General features: G+C 66.3%; 14 protein-coding genes. 4 read left to right on the top strand and 10 right to left on the bottom strand.

The annotated features are described in order from the left end of the window. Positions 1-381 precede the first annotated feature (381 nt). A complete protein-coding gene (gene aceA, locus NS6_RS20860) occupies positions 382-1,671 on the bottom strand; it encodes an isocitrate lyase (RefSeq protein WP_068044325.1) in 1,290 nt (429 codons plus the stop codon). A gap of 829 nt (positions 1,672-2,500) precedes the next feature. Here aceA and NS6_RS20855 point away from each other — a divergent pair. Continuing rightward, the gene (locus NS6_RS20855; protein ID WP_068044324.1) at positions 2,501-3,502 is read left to right on the top strand and encodes an XdhC family protein; all 1,002 of its coding nucleotides are present in this window, start codon (positions 2,501-2,503) and stop codon (positions 3,500-3,502) included. Between the two features lie 96 nt (positions 3,503-3,598). Beyond that, positions 3,599-4,561, top strand: coding sequence for a hexose kinase (locus NS6_RS20850; protein WP_245669437.1), 963 nt, complete (start codon positions 3,599-3,601; stop codon positions 4,559-4,561). Positions 4,562-4,726: 165 nt separating this feature from the next. Here NS6_RS20850 and ramB read toward each other — a convergent pair whose 3' ends face one another. The 9 genes from ramB to NS6_RS20805 all read right to left on the bottom strand — a co-directional run bounded on the left by ramB (position 4,727) and on the right by NS6_RS20805 (position 13,155). After that, positions 4,727-6,133, bottom strand: a complete 1,407-nt coding sequence (gene ramB / locus NS6_RS20845) for an acetate metabolism transcriptional regulator RamB (protein ID WP_068044268.1) — start codon at positions 6,131-6,133, stop codon at positions 4,727-4,729. A 74-nt stretch (positions 6,134-6,207) separates the two neighbouring features. Then, the gene (locus NS6_RS20840) at positions 6,208-6,486 is read right to left on the bottom strand and encodes a DUF3349 domain-containing protein (protein ID WP_068044266.1); all 279 of its coding nucleotides are present in this window, start codon (positions 6,484-6,486) and stop codon (positions 6,208-6,210) included. Then, the gene (locus tag NS6_RS20835; protein ID WP_068044264.1) at positions 6,486-6,827 is read right to left on the bottom strand and encodes a DUF3349 domain-containing protein; all 342 of its coding nucleotides are present in this window, start codon (positions 6,825-6,827) and stop codon (positions 6,486-6,488) included. The genes NS6_RS20840 and NS6_RS20835 overlap by 1 nt, the downstream gene beginning before the upstream one ends. Then, positions 6,827-7,108, bottom strand: coding sequence for a hypothetical protein (locus NS6_RS20830; RefSeq protein WP_068044260.1), 282 nt, complete (start codon positions 7,106-7,108; stop codon positions 6,827-6,829). The genes NS6_RS20835 and NS6_RS20830 overlap by 1 nt, the downstream gene beginning before the upstream one ends. A gap of 1 nt (position 7,109) precedes the next feature. Then, the gene (locus NS6_RS20825; protein WP_068044258.1) at positions 7,110-8,315 is read right to left on the bottom strand and encodes an inorganic phosphate transporter; all 1,206 of its coding nucleotides are present in this window, start codon (positions 8,313-8,315) and stop codon (positions 7,110-7,112) included. Positions 8,316-8,455: 140 nt separating this feature from the next. Further along, complete coding sequence (locus NS6_RS20820; protein WP_245669436.1) at positions 8,456-9,679, bottom strand: multidrug effflux MFS transporter; 1,224 nt, start codon at positions 9,677-9,679, stop codon at positions 8,456-8,458. An 85-nt stretch (positions 9,680-9,764) separates the two neighbouring features. Next, positions 9,765-11,591 carry an acyl-CoA dehydrogenase gene (locus NS6_RS20815; RefSeq protein WP_068044256.1) on the bottom strand — a complete coding sequence of 609 codons (1,827 nt, stop codon included), beginning with the start codon at positions 11,589-11,591 and terminating at the stop codon, positions 9,765-9,767. Positions 11,592-11,747: 156 nt separating this feature from the next. Beyond that, on the bottom strand, positions 11,748-12,614 hold the full coding sequence (locus tag NS6_RS20810) for a nuclease-related domain-containing protein (protein ID WP_068044254.1): 867 nt from the start codon (positions 12,612-12,614) through the stop codon (positions 11,748-11,750). Between the two features lie 160 nt (positions 12,615-12,774). Continuing rightward, entirely contained in the window at positions 12,775-13,155 is a 381-nt protein-coding gene (locus tag NS6_RS20805; protein ID WP_068044251.1) for a VOC family protein, read from the bottom strand. 173 nt (positions 13,156-13,328) lie between these two features. On the opposite strand from NS6_RS20805, the gene NS6_RS20800 reads away from it, so the two are divergent. Together NS6_RS20800 and NS6_RS20795 are read left to right on the top strand one after the other, a co-directional pair. Further along, positions 13,329-14,183, top strand: a complete 855-nt coding sequence (locus tag NS6_RS20800; RefSeq protein WP_068044249.1) for a patatin-like phospholipase family protein — start codon at positions 13,329-13,331, stop codon at positions 14,181-14,183. Between the two features lie 191 nt (positions 14,184-14,374). Further along, the gene (locus NS6_RS20795; RefSeq protein ID WP_068044247.1) at positions 14,375-15,091 is read left to right on the top strand and encodes a polysaccharide deacetylase family protein; all 717 of its coding nucleotides are present in this window, start codon (positions 14,375-14,377) and stop codon (positions 15,089-15,091) included. Positions 15,092-15,165: the final 74 nt, after the last annotated feature.

Raw genomic sequence — 15,165 nt, 5'->3', positions numbered from 1 at the left:
AACCTTGAAGATGAGAGTACGAGTAGAACTCCAGGCCGTGCGGTGAGGAGGGCGTGCCGCTGTACTGGGTGAGGTTGTGCTTGTGCAGTTCACAGTAGAGGCACCGAAGCCCCCTCGCCGGGCTGTTGCGAGGGGGCGGCGGGTACACCCCTACCGAGGTAGTGGTTGCCGGTATCCAACACGGATACCATGTCCGGCTCCGATGAACCCGGACCCGGGCCGGGCCCGCTGTAACCAGCGGTGGAGCCGAGTTCAGCGCGGCCCGGGGAGGCTTCGGCCCGTCCCTGCTGTCGGTGCTCGATGCGATGCGGCGCAGCCGCGAGTGTCGAGTGCTGACAGCAGAGATCGAGGTGGGCCGAACCCGCCGCGCGTCAGTGCGGCCTAGTGGAACTGTCCTTCTTCGGTCGAACCCTTCAGCGCCGCGGTGGAGGTGTTGGGATCGACGGTGGTGGCGATGGTGTCGAAGTAGCCGGCACCGACCTCACGCTGGTGCTTGATGGCGGTGAAGCCACGCTCGGCGGCCGCGGCGAACTCGCGTTCCTGCAAGTCGACGAAGGCAGTCATACCCTCGCGGGCGTAGCCGTAGGCCAGGTCGAACATGCCGTAGTTCAGCGAGTGGAAGCCCGCCAGGGTGATGAACTGGAACTTGAAGCCCATGGCGCCCAGCTCACGCTGGAACTTCGCGATGGTGGAATCGTCCAGGTGCGCCTTCCAGTTGAAGGACGGCGAGCAGTTGTAGGCCAGCAGCTGGTCCGGGAACTCGCTGCGGACGGATTCGGCGAACTTACGGGCGACCTCGAGGTCCGGCACGCCGGTTTCCATCCAGATGAGATCGGCGTAGGGGGCGTAGGCCTTGGCTCGCGCGATGCAGGGCTCGATGCCGTTCTTCACGCCGAAGAAGCCCTCGGCAGTGCGGGTGCCGTCGAGGAATTCGCGGTCGCGCTCGTCGACGTCGGAGGTGATGAGGGTGGCGGCCTCGGCATCGGTGCGGGCGATGATCACCGAGGGAACCTGGGCGACATCGGCGGCCAGCCGGGCGGAGGTCAGGGTGCGGATGTGCTGCTGAGTGGGGATCAGCACCTTGCCACCGAGGTGGCCGCACTTCTTCTCCGAGGCCAGCTGATCTTCCCAGTGCACACCGGCGGCGCCGGCGGCGATCATGGCCTTCTGCAGTTCGTAGGCGTTGAGCGCGCCACCGAAGCCCGCTTCGGCGTCGGCGACGATCGGGGCCAGCCAGTTCTCGACCGAGGTGTCGCCCTCGACCGCGGCGATCTCGTCGGCGCGCAGCAGCGCGTTGTTGATGCGGCGGACCACGTTGGGCACGGAGTTGGCCGGGTAGAGGCTCTGATCCGGGTAGGTGTGGCCGGAGAGGTTCGCATCACCGGCGACCTGCCAGCCCGACAGGTAAATGGCCTTGAGACCGGCGCGGACCTGCTGCACCGCCTGGTTACCGGTGAGGGCGCCCAGCGAGTTGATGTAGTCCTCGTTGTTCACCAGGTCCCAGAGGATCTCCGAGCCACGCCGCGCGAGGGTGTGCTCTTCGACGACGGTGCCCTGCAGCTTCGACACCTGCTCGGCGGTGTAGTTGCGGGTGACGCCCTTCCAGCGCGGGTTGGTGTCCCAATCCTTCTGGATTTCCTCGGGGGTCTTCGGGGTGCCGGTGGTCGACATCTTCGACTCCACTTCCTTGGTCGGTCGGTCCGTCGGGCCGCGTCGACGGTGCGTTTCCGCGCCGCACTGCTGGATCGACGATTTGCAGGGTTGCAATGCCCAGCGGGGGTACTTGCACACCATGGCACACGATTAAAACGTCGTCTACCTGTTGCTTCTGTGAATCCGAGCTAGGATAGGTCACAAGATTGTTAAGTCTGCGAAAGTAGCCAGCACATTGCCCCCACTAATCCTACTGACGAGTAGCGCTGACATGGGACTTTACCGTAACGCTCGTACTGTTAAAACAAGCGTCGATCCGGCACGCACCCACCCGCCCCGGCTACCACTGTGAGGACGTTCATAACTGAAGTCACCCAACTTCAGATGTGACAGGCGCTCGAACGAGGCCCGGAAAACAACGGATGCACCCGGCAGCCAGAAGCCCTCGATCGCCAGGGACCGCGATGGCCCACGCGGCCGGTCTCGACCGTTATCGATGGCAGGTCGGCTACGGCGGCAGAATTATTGTCACTGCCGCTTGCCATCTGTTCCCATCCGGTTGCAGATCGGCAAGGTCGAAATCGCGGCTCATCAGATGGTGCCGCTTCCCGCTGCCGGGGAGATCACCCGCTGGTGAACCAGCAAGATTTCACAGCATGCCCAGAAAGGGACCGCGGCGGCACACAGCACGTGGCCAACCGTTCATATTCTCGCCCGATGAGATTTTCGCAGGCGTGCCAAATTCCCAGAGAACAACGCTAGGGTGTCCGTCACGTGCGCGGTCATCGGTGACGGGTGCCGATGGTGAGCGCCTGCCCTCCGTCGCACGGTGGGATCGGAGCTGTTGATGCGCGACATCGTCGACGACCTGCTGCAGGTGTGGAGTTCGGGCCGGACCGGCGGACTGGCCACCATCGTGCGCACGGGCGGGTACGTGGATATTCCGGTGGGAACGGCGATGCTGGTGGACCCGGACGGAATGATCTACGGATCCATGGCGTCCACCGGTATCGAGGACATTGTGTACGAGGCCACTGTGCAATCGGCCCGAACCGGTCAGCGCGCTTTACACCGGCTCACGGTGCCCGGAGCCGAATCGGCGGGCGACGGCGGGATCATCGATGTGTTCACCGAACCGTTCTCGCGCGGCTATTTCCCGGAATTCCCGGCCGTGGCCGCCGAAATAGCCGAACATCGGCGGATAACGGTTTTCACCGTGGTCTGGAATCCGGAACCCGGGATGATCGGGCAGCATCTGATCACCGATAAACGGCATGCAACCGAGCTGGTATCACTACCGCAGTCCGATATCTTCGTCGCGTCGTTCGCCCCGCCGCCGCTGCTGGTGATCTTCGGCGCCAATACGACCACCGCCGCGCTCGCCTCGCAGGCCCAGCTACTCGGCTATCGGGTGGCCATCTGCGATCCCCGGCCCGCATTCGCCGTACCGGAGTCTTTCCCGGGTGCGGAGGTGGTCTGCGATTGGCCGCACCGGTATCTGAACGTGCTGGTCGCCGAGGGGGAAGTCGACGCTTCCACCGGGATAGTGCTGGCCACCCACGATCCACAGTTCGAGATTCCGCTACTCACGGTGGCGTTGCGCCTACCGGAGATCGGCTATATCGGGGTGACAGGGTCGGCGCACACCTGCACCCGCCGCCTCGACGAGCTACGTGCCAGCGGGTTCGACGAGACGATGCTGGCGCGGTTGCACGCACCGGCCGGTATGGATATCGGCGCCGCGACCGCCACCGAAACCGCACTCGCGGTGGCGGCGGAAATGGTGGCGGCCCGTAACGGCCGGCTGGGCCGCATCACCGTCGCGTTCCCCGCGGAGGCGGCGATCTGATTCCGTACCTTTCGCGTCCGGGCCGGGTGCCCGGCAACCGACCTCATCCGGGCCCGCCGACCACCCGGACTTGCGGCGCGCCGACTCTCGTGGACAGTGGTTCTCGTGATCCTCACCGTGACAATGAATCCCGCATACGATGTGACCTACCGGGTCGAGAATTTCACATGCGGCCGGACGCACCGGGTCCGGTCGGTGGAGCAGCGTCTCGGCGGTAAGGGCATCAACGTGACCCGGGTGCTGAATCAGCTGGGTCGCTACGCCCGGGCCACCGGTTTCGCGGATCATGCGTTTGCCGCCGCGGCCGAAGCCGAGATGCCGGTGGATTTCGTGCACGCGCTGCCGTGGGTGCGGCGCACCGTCGTAATCAGCGAATCCGATACCGGCACCGCCACCGCGCTGCGTGAACCGGGTGCGCGAGTAGCCAACCCGCACGCTTCCGAACAGCTCGAGGTGCGGGTTTCGGGCATGCTGCCGCATATCTCGGGGTTGGTGATCGCCGGATCACTACCCGAAGGTATCGATCCGGGCCTACCCGCGCGAATCGCCCAGGGGGCGCTGGAGGCCCAGGTGCCCACAGTATGCGATCTGGACGGACCCGCGTTGCGGATGGCGTCGCGGGTCCCCGGGGTGGTGTTGCTGCCGGGGCTCGCGGAGTTCGAGGAGCTGACGAAATCCGGTGCCGAGACACCGGCCGCGCTGGTCGCCGCGGCCCGGCCGCTGGTGGGTCGCGGAGCCGGGGCGGTGATCATCACGCGTGGTCCGCTGGGCATGGTGGCGGTGACCGCCGGCGGCGCCTGGGATGCCCACCTGCCCGAACCGCTCACCGGAAACCCCACGGGCGCAGGCGATACCGTAGCGGCGGCCGTAATCGCCGCCCTGGCGAATGCGAATCCGCCCGATTGGCCCGCGACCCTGGTGGACGCAGTGGCCACCTCCGCGGCCTCCGTGGTCATTCCGGTGGCCGGCGAGATCGACCGCCGCCTACGCGGGCACCTCACCCCCACCGTCGTGGTGTCGGAATTGGACATACCGAGTGCCGGCCCCACCCGGATCTGAACGTCCACCGGCCCACCGCTCGGCACTCCACCGAACGCGGACCACAAGGGAACAAACGCGTCTGGAGTTCGCCGAATTCAGCGCCCCCACGGTTCCGGCCCCAAACCCGTCACAACCAGCAGCGCCGAACCCCGCGCCGCCGAAGGGCGGCGCAAATAAACACAGCTATTTCAGGACATAAGGCGATACCGAGCTGCGGTGTTCGCTGATATCGAGGGTTTTGCCCAGCGGCGGGAAGGCGCGTTGTGGGCAGTTGGTGCGGTCGCATACCCGGCAGCCCGCGCCGATCGGGGTGGCGTTGACCTCGCGCGTGTCGATTCCGTCCGCGTACACGACCCGCGCGGCGTGGCGGATTTCGCAGCCCAGGCCGATGGCAAAGGTTTTGCTCGGTTGTCCGTAGCGAGTGGCGCGGCGTTCGACGGTGCGGGCCACCCACAGGTATTTGCGGCCGTCGGGCATCTGGGCGATCTGGGTCATGATCTTGCCGGGGTAGGTGAAGGCCTCGTACACGTTCCACAGGGGGCAGGTGCCGCCGCTGGAGGAGAAGTGGAATCCGGTGGCGGACTGCCGTTTCGACATGTTGCCGGCGCGGTCCACACGGACGAACGAGAACGGCACACCGCGTAGTTCCGGTCGCTGCAGGGTGGACAGCCGGTGGCAGATCGTTTCGTAGCTCTGGGCGAAGAACGCCGAGAGCCGTTCGATGTCGTAGCGGAAGTCCTCGGCGACCTCGTGGAAGTAGGTGTAGGGCAGTACCGTCGCGGCCGCGAAGTAGCTCGCCAGACCCAGCAGTGCCAGTCGGCGGGCGTCGGGACCCGAGAAGTTCCCTTCGTCCACGAGTTTTTCCAGTAGCGAGCCGCATTCGAAATAGGACAGCTCCGCGGCGAGTTTGAACAGGCGCTGCCCGCCCGAGAGGTGCGGGGCGATTTCGAGGACCTGGTTTTCCGTGTTGTATCGGTGTAGCACACCTTCGCCGAGGTCGATCCGTTCCATGATCCGCACGCCGTGACTGCGCAGCACCTTGGGGATTTCGCTGTGGGCATCCCCGCCGTGGAAGCGGATCCGGTTGGCCAGTTCCTCGGCGGCGGTATCGAGCTGATGAATATAGTTCTGCCGCTGGTAGAAGTAGTCGCGTACTTCCTCGTGTGGTTTGCTGATCGTGGCGCTGCCCGAGCCGTCGGCGAACCGGTCCTCGGTGGCCGCGGCGAGTTGGGCACTGGTGTTGCGGTAGCGGTTGTGCATATTGACCAGGGCGCGGGCCATGCTCGGATGGGCGGAGACCATTTCCGCGATTTCCCGGGCGCCGGCTTCGATACCGAGTTCCTGGTCCATCACGACTTCCTGCAGTTCGGCGATGAGCCGGGTGTCGTCCTGTGGGGAGAAGAAGGTCGCCTCGACGCCGAATACCTCGCTGATGCGCAGCAGTACCGGCACGGTGAGCGGACGGACATCGTGCTCGATCTGGTTCAGATAGCTCGCCGATATCTCCAGTTGCTGGGCCAGCGCCACCTGACTGAGCCCGCGTTCGGTGCGCAATTGCCGGAGCCGGGCGCCGACGTAAGTCTTGGCCATATGTCCAGCTTAGGAGATGTTCGCAAGCTGCGATAGCAGGGTTAGCAACTCGGCGGGGTCGCCGGCGCCGGGTTTCATTCCGGCCAGCCGGGCGGATCCAGGCGGGACAGGACGCGCTGCACATCGGTATCGGACGGCATCTCGTCGGTGACCTTGGTGATCATCACGCGGATATCGGTACGGTCCAGCCGATGGGCGGGGGAATTCAATACCTCGGCCGCGATCTGCTCGACCTCCTCGCCGGTGAGCCGCCGCCGCAGCAGCGCGACCAGCGGAATGTAGTCCGCCTCCGGCACCCCGTCGGGATACCCGCGCCGCAACCAATCGATCACAGCGTGCAGCATCCGGGGCATCATGGCTGCCGATCCCCCGGTACCGGTGCGGCAAGCGGCCACCCGCCGGCGGCCAGATGCGAGGCCACCCGCGCGATATCCTCGTGACCGGCCTGTTCCTTGGCCACCAGTTTCACGGCCGCCTCGATATCGGCGTGGGTGATCTCCTGCCGTTCCACCCTGTCACGCAGAACCTCCTCGGCCACCAGAAGGACCTCGTATTCGGTGAGGTCTCGATGCAGTACCGCGAACAGCGCGACATAGTCGTTCTGCGGCACACCCTGCGGGTATCCTGCCCGCAACCATCCCACGATCCGCGACAGCAGGCCCTGCCGCGGCGGCTGCACCTCGTCCGTGGCCATCAGGACTCCCCGAACAGGTGGATACCGAGCCGGTCGGAGAGGAAACCCTTCGCGACGAACAGCACCCCGGCGACGACCACGGTCACCACGATCAGCAGGCAGAAACACGCCGCGGCCACCGCGACCGGGTTACGCCGGACAGTACCGTCGGGATCGGTCACCTCGGCGCCCGACCACCAGCGCACCCCCAGCGCGAACAACATGGGTACGGCGGCACCCAGGGCGAGCGCTGCCAGCGTAACGTCCAGCAGTGCCCGCAGGTGGGTCAGCAGAGTGGACATCTCATGCCTCCTCTCCGGCAGGAGTCCGGTACGCGGCTCGCGGTTCGGACGGCGCGGGTGTCGCACCGGGCGAGGGCGGCGCGGGATCGTTGACGTTGTGGCTGGAGACCTGGTCGCGCAGCGAACGCCGATACATCAGGCCGGCCAGCCCCGCCAGCAGCGCGAATACGACCAGGACCCCGGCGAGCCCGCCGATGTAATGCGCCAGCGACCAGCACACCGCGCCCACGATCCCGGCGGCCGGCAGGGTGAGCAGCCAGGCCACCGCCATCCGGCCCATCACTGCCCAGCGCACCTCGGCGCCGCGGCCCAGCCCGGTGCCCAGGATCGCGCCGGTGGTGGTCTGGGTGGTCGACAGCGGCAGCCCGAAATTCGCGGAAGTCAGGATGATCGCCGCCGATGCCGATTCGGCCGAGAATCCCTGCGGTGATTCGATCTCCACCAGGCCTTTGCCCAGGGTGCGGATGATCCGCCAGCCGCCGAGGTAGGTGCCGGCGGCGATGGCGAACGCGCAGGCGGCTATCACCCAGATCGGGATTTGCGTATCGGCGGTGACCGTACCGTGCGCGACCAACGCCAGGAAGATCACGCCCATGGTTTTCTGCGCGTCGTTGGTGCCGTGTGCCAGCGAGACCAGTGACGCCGAGCCGATCTGTCCCCAGCGGAAACCGGTGGTCACCTTGCCGGGGTCGGCGCCGCGGGTGATCCGGTACACCGACCAGGTCCCGAGGGCCGACACCATTCCCGCGATGACCGGCGAGAGCAGGGCGGGCAGGATGATCTTGTAGAGCACGCCGCCGCCCGCGCCGTTCCAGACCACCCCGCTCCAGCCCAGCGACGCCAGGGTGGCCCCGATCAAACCGCCGAACAACGCGTGCGACGAACTGGAGGGCAGGCCGAACAGCCAGGTGAGCAGGTTCCACAGGATTCCGCCCACCAAACCGGCATACACGATGATGAGCAGCTCGTGCCCGGAGACCGCGTCGAGCCGGACGATCCCCTCGGCCACCGTCGCCGCCACAGCCACCGACAGGAACGCACCCACCAGGTTGAGAACCGCGGACAGGGCCACGGCGATCTTGGGGCGCAGTGCCCCGGTGGCAATGGATGTCGCCATCGCATTGGCGGTGTCGTGGAATCCATTGGTGAAGTCGAAAGCCAGCGCGGTGACAATGACGACAAGCAGGATCAGCAGCTCAACTGTCACATCAGGCATTGTGCACGCCGGATGGCGGTGCACCGGAAACCGGTACGGCGCCGCTGCCGAAGTGCCCGGATATCGGCTGGTACAGCGTTCGCAGCGGCAGTCGTAACGGCATCCCACCGGCGGGGAACGTACACGTGCGGTCAGGCATCGGCGAGCTGCCGTCCGGGCTCGGGAACCGGTTGGGCGGTACGCGCCACCAGCCGGGCGAGCACACCCAGTACGACGGCGACCACGATCGACACTGCCATCGGGATTCCGGTGCCCGGCCCACCGAGTCCGACGAGGGGCGAGACCAGCGCGCCGAGACCGAACTGCAGCGCGCCCATCAGGGCAGAGGCACTGCCGACGGCATACCGGGCGCGGCCGATCGCCAGCGCGCTGGCAGTGCCCATGACCATCGGGGCCGAGATCACCGTCAGGAACAGCACCGGCAAGACCGCTATGGCGGGCGCGCCGGCGGCCAGTAACGGCAGCAACGCCAGCCCGCCGGCCAGGGTCACCGCCTGACCGGTTCGCAGGATCGGCTCCGGACCGAATTTCCCGAGCAACCGGGAGCTCACCGTACCGACGATGACCATACCGGCCGCGTTGATCGCGAAGATGAGCGTGTACGCCCGGTTCGACATACCGAGTACGTTCTCGACCACGAACGGTGAAGCCGAAATATAGGACATCAGCGCGGCGAACCCGAACCCGAACGCGAAGATATAGCCGAGGTAGCCGCGGTCGGCCGTCAGGCGGCCGAGCGTCCGCAGCGTCCCGGTGAATCCGGCGGTCTGCCGGTTCTCCGGTCGCAGCGATTCCGGGACCACCAGCAGGGCGCCCAGGAACATCAACGCGAAGATCACGCTCAGGGCCCAGAACTCGGCCTGCCAGCCGAAGGACACCAGCGCCCCGCCGAGCAGTGGTGCCAGCACGGGCGCAATACCCCCGATCGCCGAGAAAAGAGTGAACAATTTGGCGGTGGCTGCGCCCTCGGTCCGGTCGGCACCCACTGCGCGGCCGATCACCAGGCCTGCGGAGGCCGACAGGCCCTGGACGAACCGCATTGCGATCAGCAGCCAGATGGTCGGCGCCAGCGCGCAGACCACTGTCACGACGACGGTGATCGCTGTCGCCAGGATCAGCGGCTTGCGCCTGCCGTACCGATCCGACAGCGGCCCGATGAACAGCTGTCCGACGGCGAGCCCGATCAGGAACGTGGTCAACGTCAGTTGCACACTGGCGGCGCTGGTATCCAAATCGTCGGCCAGGTCGGTGAAGGCCGGCAGGTACATATCGACGGCGAACGGCGCCGCGGCCGACAACAACGCCAGCACCACCAGCAGTAGACCGGACACTCCGGGGCGAGCGGTGATCGGCATATCGGCGCACCTCCTCCAGATACTTACTTATGCAAACATAAGTTACCTGTCCGGGCGATGCGCCGGCCGAGGCCTTCTCCGCAGGTCAGAAAGCATCCTCAGGGAGGGCCATGATGTCGGTATCGAGGTTCTCGACAACTGTCCTGGTCGAGGTCAGCGTGGGCAGCACATTCTTCGCGAAGAAGCTCGCCACCCCCACCTTGCCCGTATAGAACGGCCGATCGCGCTCCTCCGCAGCGCCGGCCAGCGCCCCCACGGCCACCTCTGCCTGCCACAGCAGCAGCCAGCCGATCAGCAGATCGCCCACCGCCAGCAGGAAGCGCACCGAGCCCAGACCTACCTTGTACAGCTCCGCAGGGTCGGTCCGGGCCGCCATCGCGTACCCGCTCAGCGCCGCGGCCATCCCCTGCACATCGCCCAGCGCGGTGCGCAAGAGTTCACGCTCGGCGGTGAGCCGCTCACCGGGCGCGTCCAGGAATTCGTTGATCTTGGTGAAGATATGCCCCGCCGCGACCCCCTTGTCCCGGATCATCTTGCGGAAGAAGAAATCCTGCGCCTGGATGGCGGTAGTGCCCTCGTACAGGGAATCGATCTTGGCGTCGCGGATGTACTGCTCGATCGGATAGTCCTGCAGATACCCGGATCCGCCCAGGGTCTGCAGCGATTCGGTGAGGTATTGGTAGGCCCGCTCGGAACCCACGCCCTTCACAATCGGCAGCAGGAAATCGTCCACCCGGTGCGCGGTATCGGCGTCGACACCCGAAACCAGTTCCGCGACATCAGCGTCCTGGTGGACAGCAGTGTAGAGATACACCGCACGCAGACCTTCCGCGTACGCCTTCTGGGTGGCCAGGCTACGCCGCACATCCGGGTGATGGGTGATGGCGACCCGCGGCGCCGCCTTATCCGACATCTGGGTCAGATCCGCACCCTGGACACGCTGTTTGGCATACTCCAGCGCGTTCAGATACCCGGTCGAGAGGGTACCGCTCGACTTGACACCCACCATCATGCGCGCGTTCTCGATCACCTTGAACATCTGAGCGATCCCGTTGTGGGTGTCGCCGACCAGCCAGCCGACGGCCGGCCTTTCACCACCGAAGGTGAGTTCACAGGTCGGCGAGGATTTGAGCCCCATCTTGTGTTCCACGTTGGTGACGTAGACACCGTTGCGCTCGCCCAGCTCCAGAGTCTGCGGATCGAACAGGTACTTCGGCACATAGAACAGCGACAGGCCCTTGGTGCCGGGGCCTGCACCGACAGGCCGGGCCAGCACGAGATGGAAGACGTTCTCCGCGGTCTCACCCACATCGGCGCCGGAGATGAACCGTTTCACGCCATCGATATGCCAGGTGCCGTCGGCCTGTTCGACAGCCTTGGCCCGGCCCGCACCGACATCGGAGCCCGCGTCGGGCTCGGTGAGCACCATCGTGCCCTGCCAATGCCGCTCGAAACCGGCTGCTGCCCAATGCTTCTGCTGATCGTTTCCGATCCCGTACAGCACCTGGGCCATGACGGCACCCATATCGAAGAAGATCGCGGCGGGATTTGCGCAGGTGATCATCTCACTGACCGCCCAGTTCAATGCGGCGGGCGCGGGCATCCCGCCCATTTCCTCGGGTTTACCCAGCCGGTTCCAGCCGGCCTCCCGGATCGCCATGATCGTCTTGGTCAGCGGTTCACCGACGTCGATCGAATGGGTTTCCGGCCGGAATTCCACCGGCTCCCGATCTGCGGCGGCAAACGATTCCGCGACCGGCCCCTCGGCCAGCCGTTTCACCTCGGCCAGTATCTCGCGGGCGGTTTCGGAATCGAGATCGCCGTACGCGCCGGCATCGAGAATTTTTCCGAGTTCGAATACTTCGAACAGGTTGAATTCGATATCGCGCAGATTTGCCTGGTAGTGGCCCACCGGTCGTCCTCCTGGTCGATTCCCTGGCGGCCGGGCGGACCGCTCGGTTACAGGCGTTTGGACATCGTACAAACCGCAGCCTGCCGGACCGCACGACGCTACGCAACCGTAGCCGCGCCATGCGGCGGCTACCCCGGACCGAGCACTCCCACCTGCTCAGCAATCCGTTTGCAACGGCCAGCACTCCGCTGAACCGGTCGGCGGCGGCACGGTCGGGTCGGCACTACTACTGGGCGCCGCGGGTTCGGCGGCAGGACCGTCGGTGATCAGTGACCCGGCGATGGCGGCCAGCACGGTGAGCATGCCGAGTACCGCCACCCCCAGGACCACCCAGCCGATCAGATCGTGGGCCCGCCGCGAGTCCGGGCGCCGCAGCGGCCACGTGCGCGGCTTCTTCGGCGGCTCCGGCAATTTGTCCTCGAACCCCGCCGCGATCAATTCGTCGCGGTCCGGCGCCCAGCCCGTGAGCGCCCGCGTGGCCGCGCACACCCGGCCCAGCGTCCAGCGCGGCGGGCCGGGAGCGAAGTTCTCCAGGAAGATCCGCAGCTCAGTGGGCTCTCCGGTATTGCCCACCACCACGTCGAGACCCGGCCGCAGCGTCTCGCGCGCCGGGCGCAATACCGCGCCGCGCTGCGGGATCAGCGCCACGGCACCACACAGGTGGCCGGGGTCGTAGGAGGCACGTTCGAACGTGAGCTGCACCTCGCGCAGCGCACTCTCCACGCGGCGTACCGGATCGGCTCCCAGTTCCAGGTCCAGGTCCGCGGCAGTATCACCCACCCGCCAGGGACGTTCGGTGGATACGGTCAGCATTCCGCTCTGCTTGCTGCGGAAGCCGATCACCTCCACCACGAGGATTCCCTGCGGAGTCCAGACCACCGCACCGACCTGCCGGGTGCCGCGCTGGGTCCCGACTCTCAGGTCGACGATCGCCAGCCCGGTCGACGGCAGTTGCCGCAGGCATTCCACGAATTCCCGTTCGGCGGCGGATAGCTCCGCCCGATCGTCGACCTTCACCAGCATCGTGTTCCACCTCTGCTGCGTGCCGTTGCTCCCGGTGCCACCACTGACCCCCGCTGTCGATATTCACCCGCCTGCTCCTTTCGTACCATTCAGATGGGCTGCGGCTCGGGTGAATCAGCAATCACCGACCGATTTTGCGGGATATCCGGCCGGTCGGCGATCAGTCGACCCACTGCACCAGCTGGTAGACGATTCCGTTCGGATCTGTTGTCTGGAAATAGCGTTCACCCCATTCCTCGGTCTCGATGGTCGTGACGATCGGTGCGCCCGCGGCTTGCAGGCGCGCGTATTCGGTGTCGATATCGGCCACCACGAACACCACGAGCAGACCGTCGCCCGCCGCCCCGGCGATACGCGCGGGTTTGAACGTGGACAGCCCGGTGCGCAGGTAGATCAGGTTCAGGCCGGCATCGGGATGGGTCAGCGAGACGAATCCGTCGGCCGACATCTGCTCGGTGAATCCGAAATGCGCCGAGACGAAACCCGCCGAAGCGGCCGGGTCGGCGACGTTGAGTGAAATGGCGGTTCCGGTTGTGCGCACAGGTCCTCCACTAGCGGGTCGGGTTTAACTACGTACATCGTACGTAGTTATTTCCACCTCGCCACTCACCGCGTTACACAGTGATCCGCTTCACACCCCGGCGGCCGGGCGCGCCGCGTTTCCGCGAGCCGCCGCATCGAGCGTGCGGTTCGAGTCTTGGCTAACCTGCTGCCATGCCCGACGCCGTACCGCACCGAGAAACCACCGTCGCCCTGGTACTGGGCGGCGGTGGCCCCGTCGGAATAACCTGGCTGGCCGGCCTGACCCACGGATTACGTTCGGCCGGAATCGATTTGGCGCGTGCCGATCGCATCATCGGCACCTCGGCCGGTGCGGTGGTGGGCTCCGCCATCGCCGCCGGCACAGACCTCTCCACCCTGCTCACCCCACGCCCCGGCTCGGCCGAACCGCCTGCCGCGGCACCCGCGCACGACTACGGCGTACTACTCGAAATCACCACCCTGTTGCGTACCGGCGACCAGGACCGCGATCTCGCCCTGCGGCGCGTAGGCGAACTGGCGCTGGGCGCGAATACCGGCGAACCCGCCGAACACCTGAAGCGAATCGGGGCACTGGTGGATTTCGCCGAGTGGCCCGACCACGATCTGCTGGTCACCTCCATCGATATCGGCTCCGGCGCGCTCACCGCCTGGACCCGCAACGATGCCGCCACCCTCGTCCAGGCGCTGGCGGCCAGCACCGCTGTGCCGGGGATCTTTCCGCCCATCGAAATCGCCGGGCGCCACTACATCGATGGCGGGGTGCGCTCCACCATCAACGCCGACCTCGCCGCTGGTTACGACGCAGTGGTGATCCTCGAACCGCTCGCGCACCTGTACCCCAGAAGCCGCGCCGATCGGAGTCCGGTCACTGTCCGCGAGGTCACGATCGCGCCGGACGAGATCGCGGTGGCCGCCTTCGGACCCGACCTGTTCGGTGAGGCCGCACTGGTCCCCTCTTATGAATCCGGGCTGCGCCAGGCCGCCGCGGCCGCCGCGGACCTCCGGGAATTCTGGCCGGGCGCCTGAGCTCGCGAGCCGGCCCGGCCCCCCTGGTTCTTCCGGGACACAGGAGCCGCACCGGCGCAGGGCGCGAACACAGTGACCGCACTGCCGACCACCGTGAGTTGCCGGATAAGTCGCAAAGGTTCCGCGAGCCGCCCGGAAATGCCCCGGCTTCCCGAGTGATTCGCCCGCAATGCTCCTGGTATACAGCTTTGATGCGACGGTGGACGATCTGGGCAGCGCTCGCTCTGGTGACGATACTGGTGGTGCTCGCAGGCGGGTACTTCCTGATGAATTCCCGCACCTACCAGCTGGCCGGACAGGTGGTGGACCGGGTGGAAACGAACGAGAAAATGGTCGCGCTGACCCTGGACGACGGCCCCGGCGAGCACGCCGGTGAAGTACTCGACCTGCTCACCGCCGCCGATATACCCGCGACCTTCTACCTCAACGGCCGCGATCTGGCCGCCCGCCCCGAACTGGGCCGGGCTATCGCCCGAGCCGGCCACGAGATCGGCAACCACACCTACAACCACCGCCGCATGGTGCTGGTCTCTTCCGCAACGGTCGCCGACGAGGTGGAACGCACGGATACCGAGATCCGCAGAACGGGCTATCAGGGCGACATCACGTTCCGTCCGCCGTACGGCAAGAAACTGTGGACGCTGCCGAAATACCTGTCCGACCACAATCGCACCACGGTCACCTGGGATGTGGAACCGGAAGCCGGGAACAGCTCGGCCGACGCGATCGTGGCCGCGACTGTCGACCGCGTTCGGCCCGGATCGATAATCCTGCTGCACACCATGTTCGGCAGCGGTTCGCCGTCCAGGGCGGCTATCGGCCCGATCGTCGACAAGCTACGGGCCGGCGGCTACCGGTTCGTCACTGTCTCGGAGCTGATCGACGGCGCCGGTTCCGGCAAGCCGTAACCTTCCGGGACAGGTAGGTTCGCAGCAATCGCATGCCGTCGGGAATCCGGTAGCGGCAGAAGAACGACTTCCAC

Origin of the sequence: Nocardia speluncae NBRC 108251 (assembly GCF_001613245.1) — a bacterium.
GTDB classification, from domain to species: domain Bacteria; phylum Actinomycetota; class Actinomycetes; order Mycobacteriales; family Mycobacteriaceae; genus Nocardia; species Nocardia speluncae.
The sequence above is the reverse complement of the archived record's forward strand: the minus strand, read 5'-3'. Positions and strand labels throughout refer to the sequence as shown.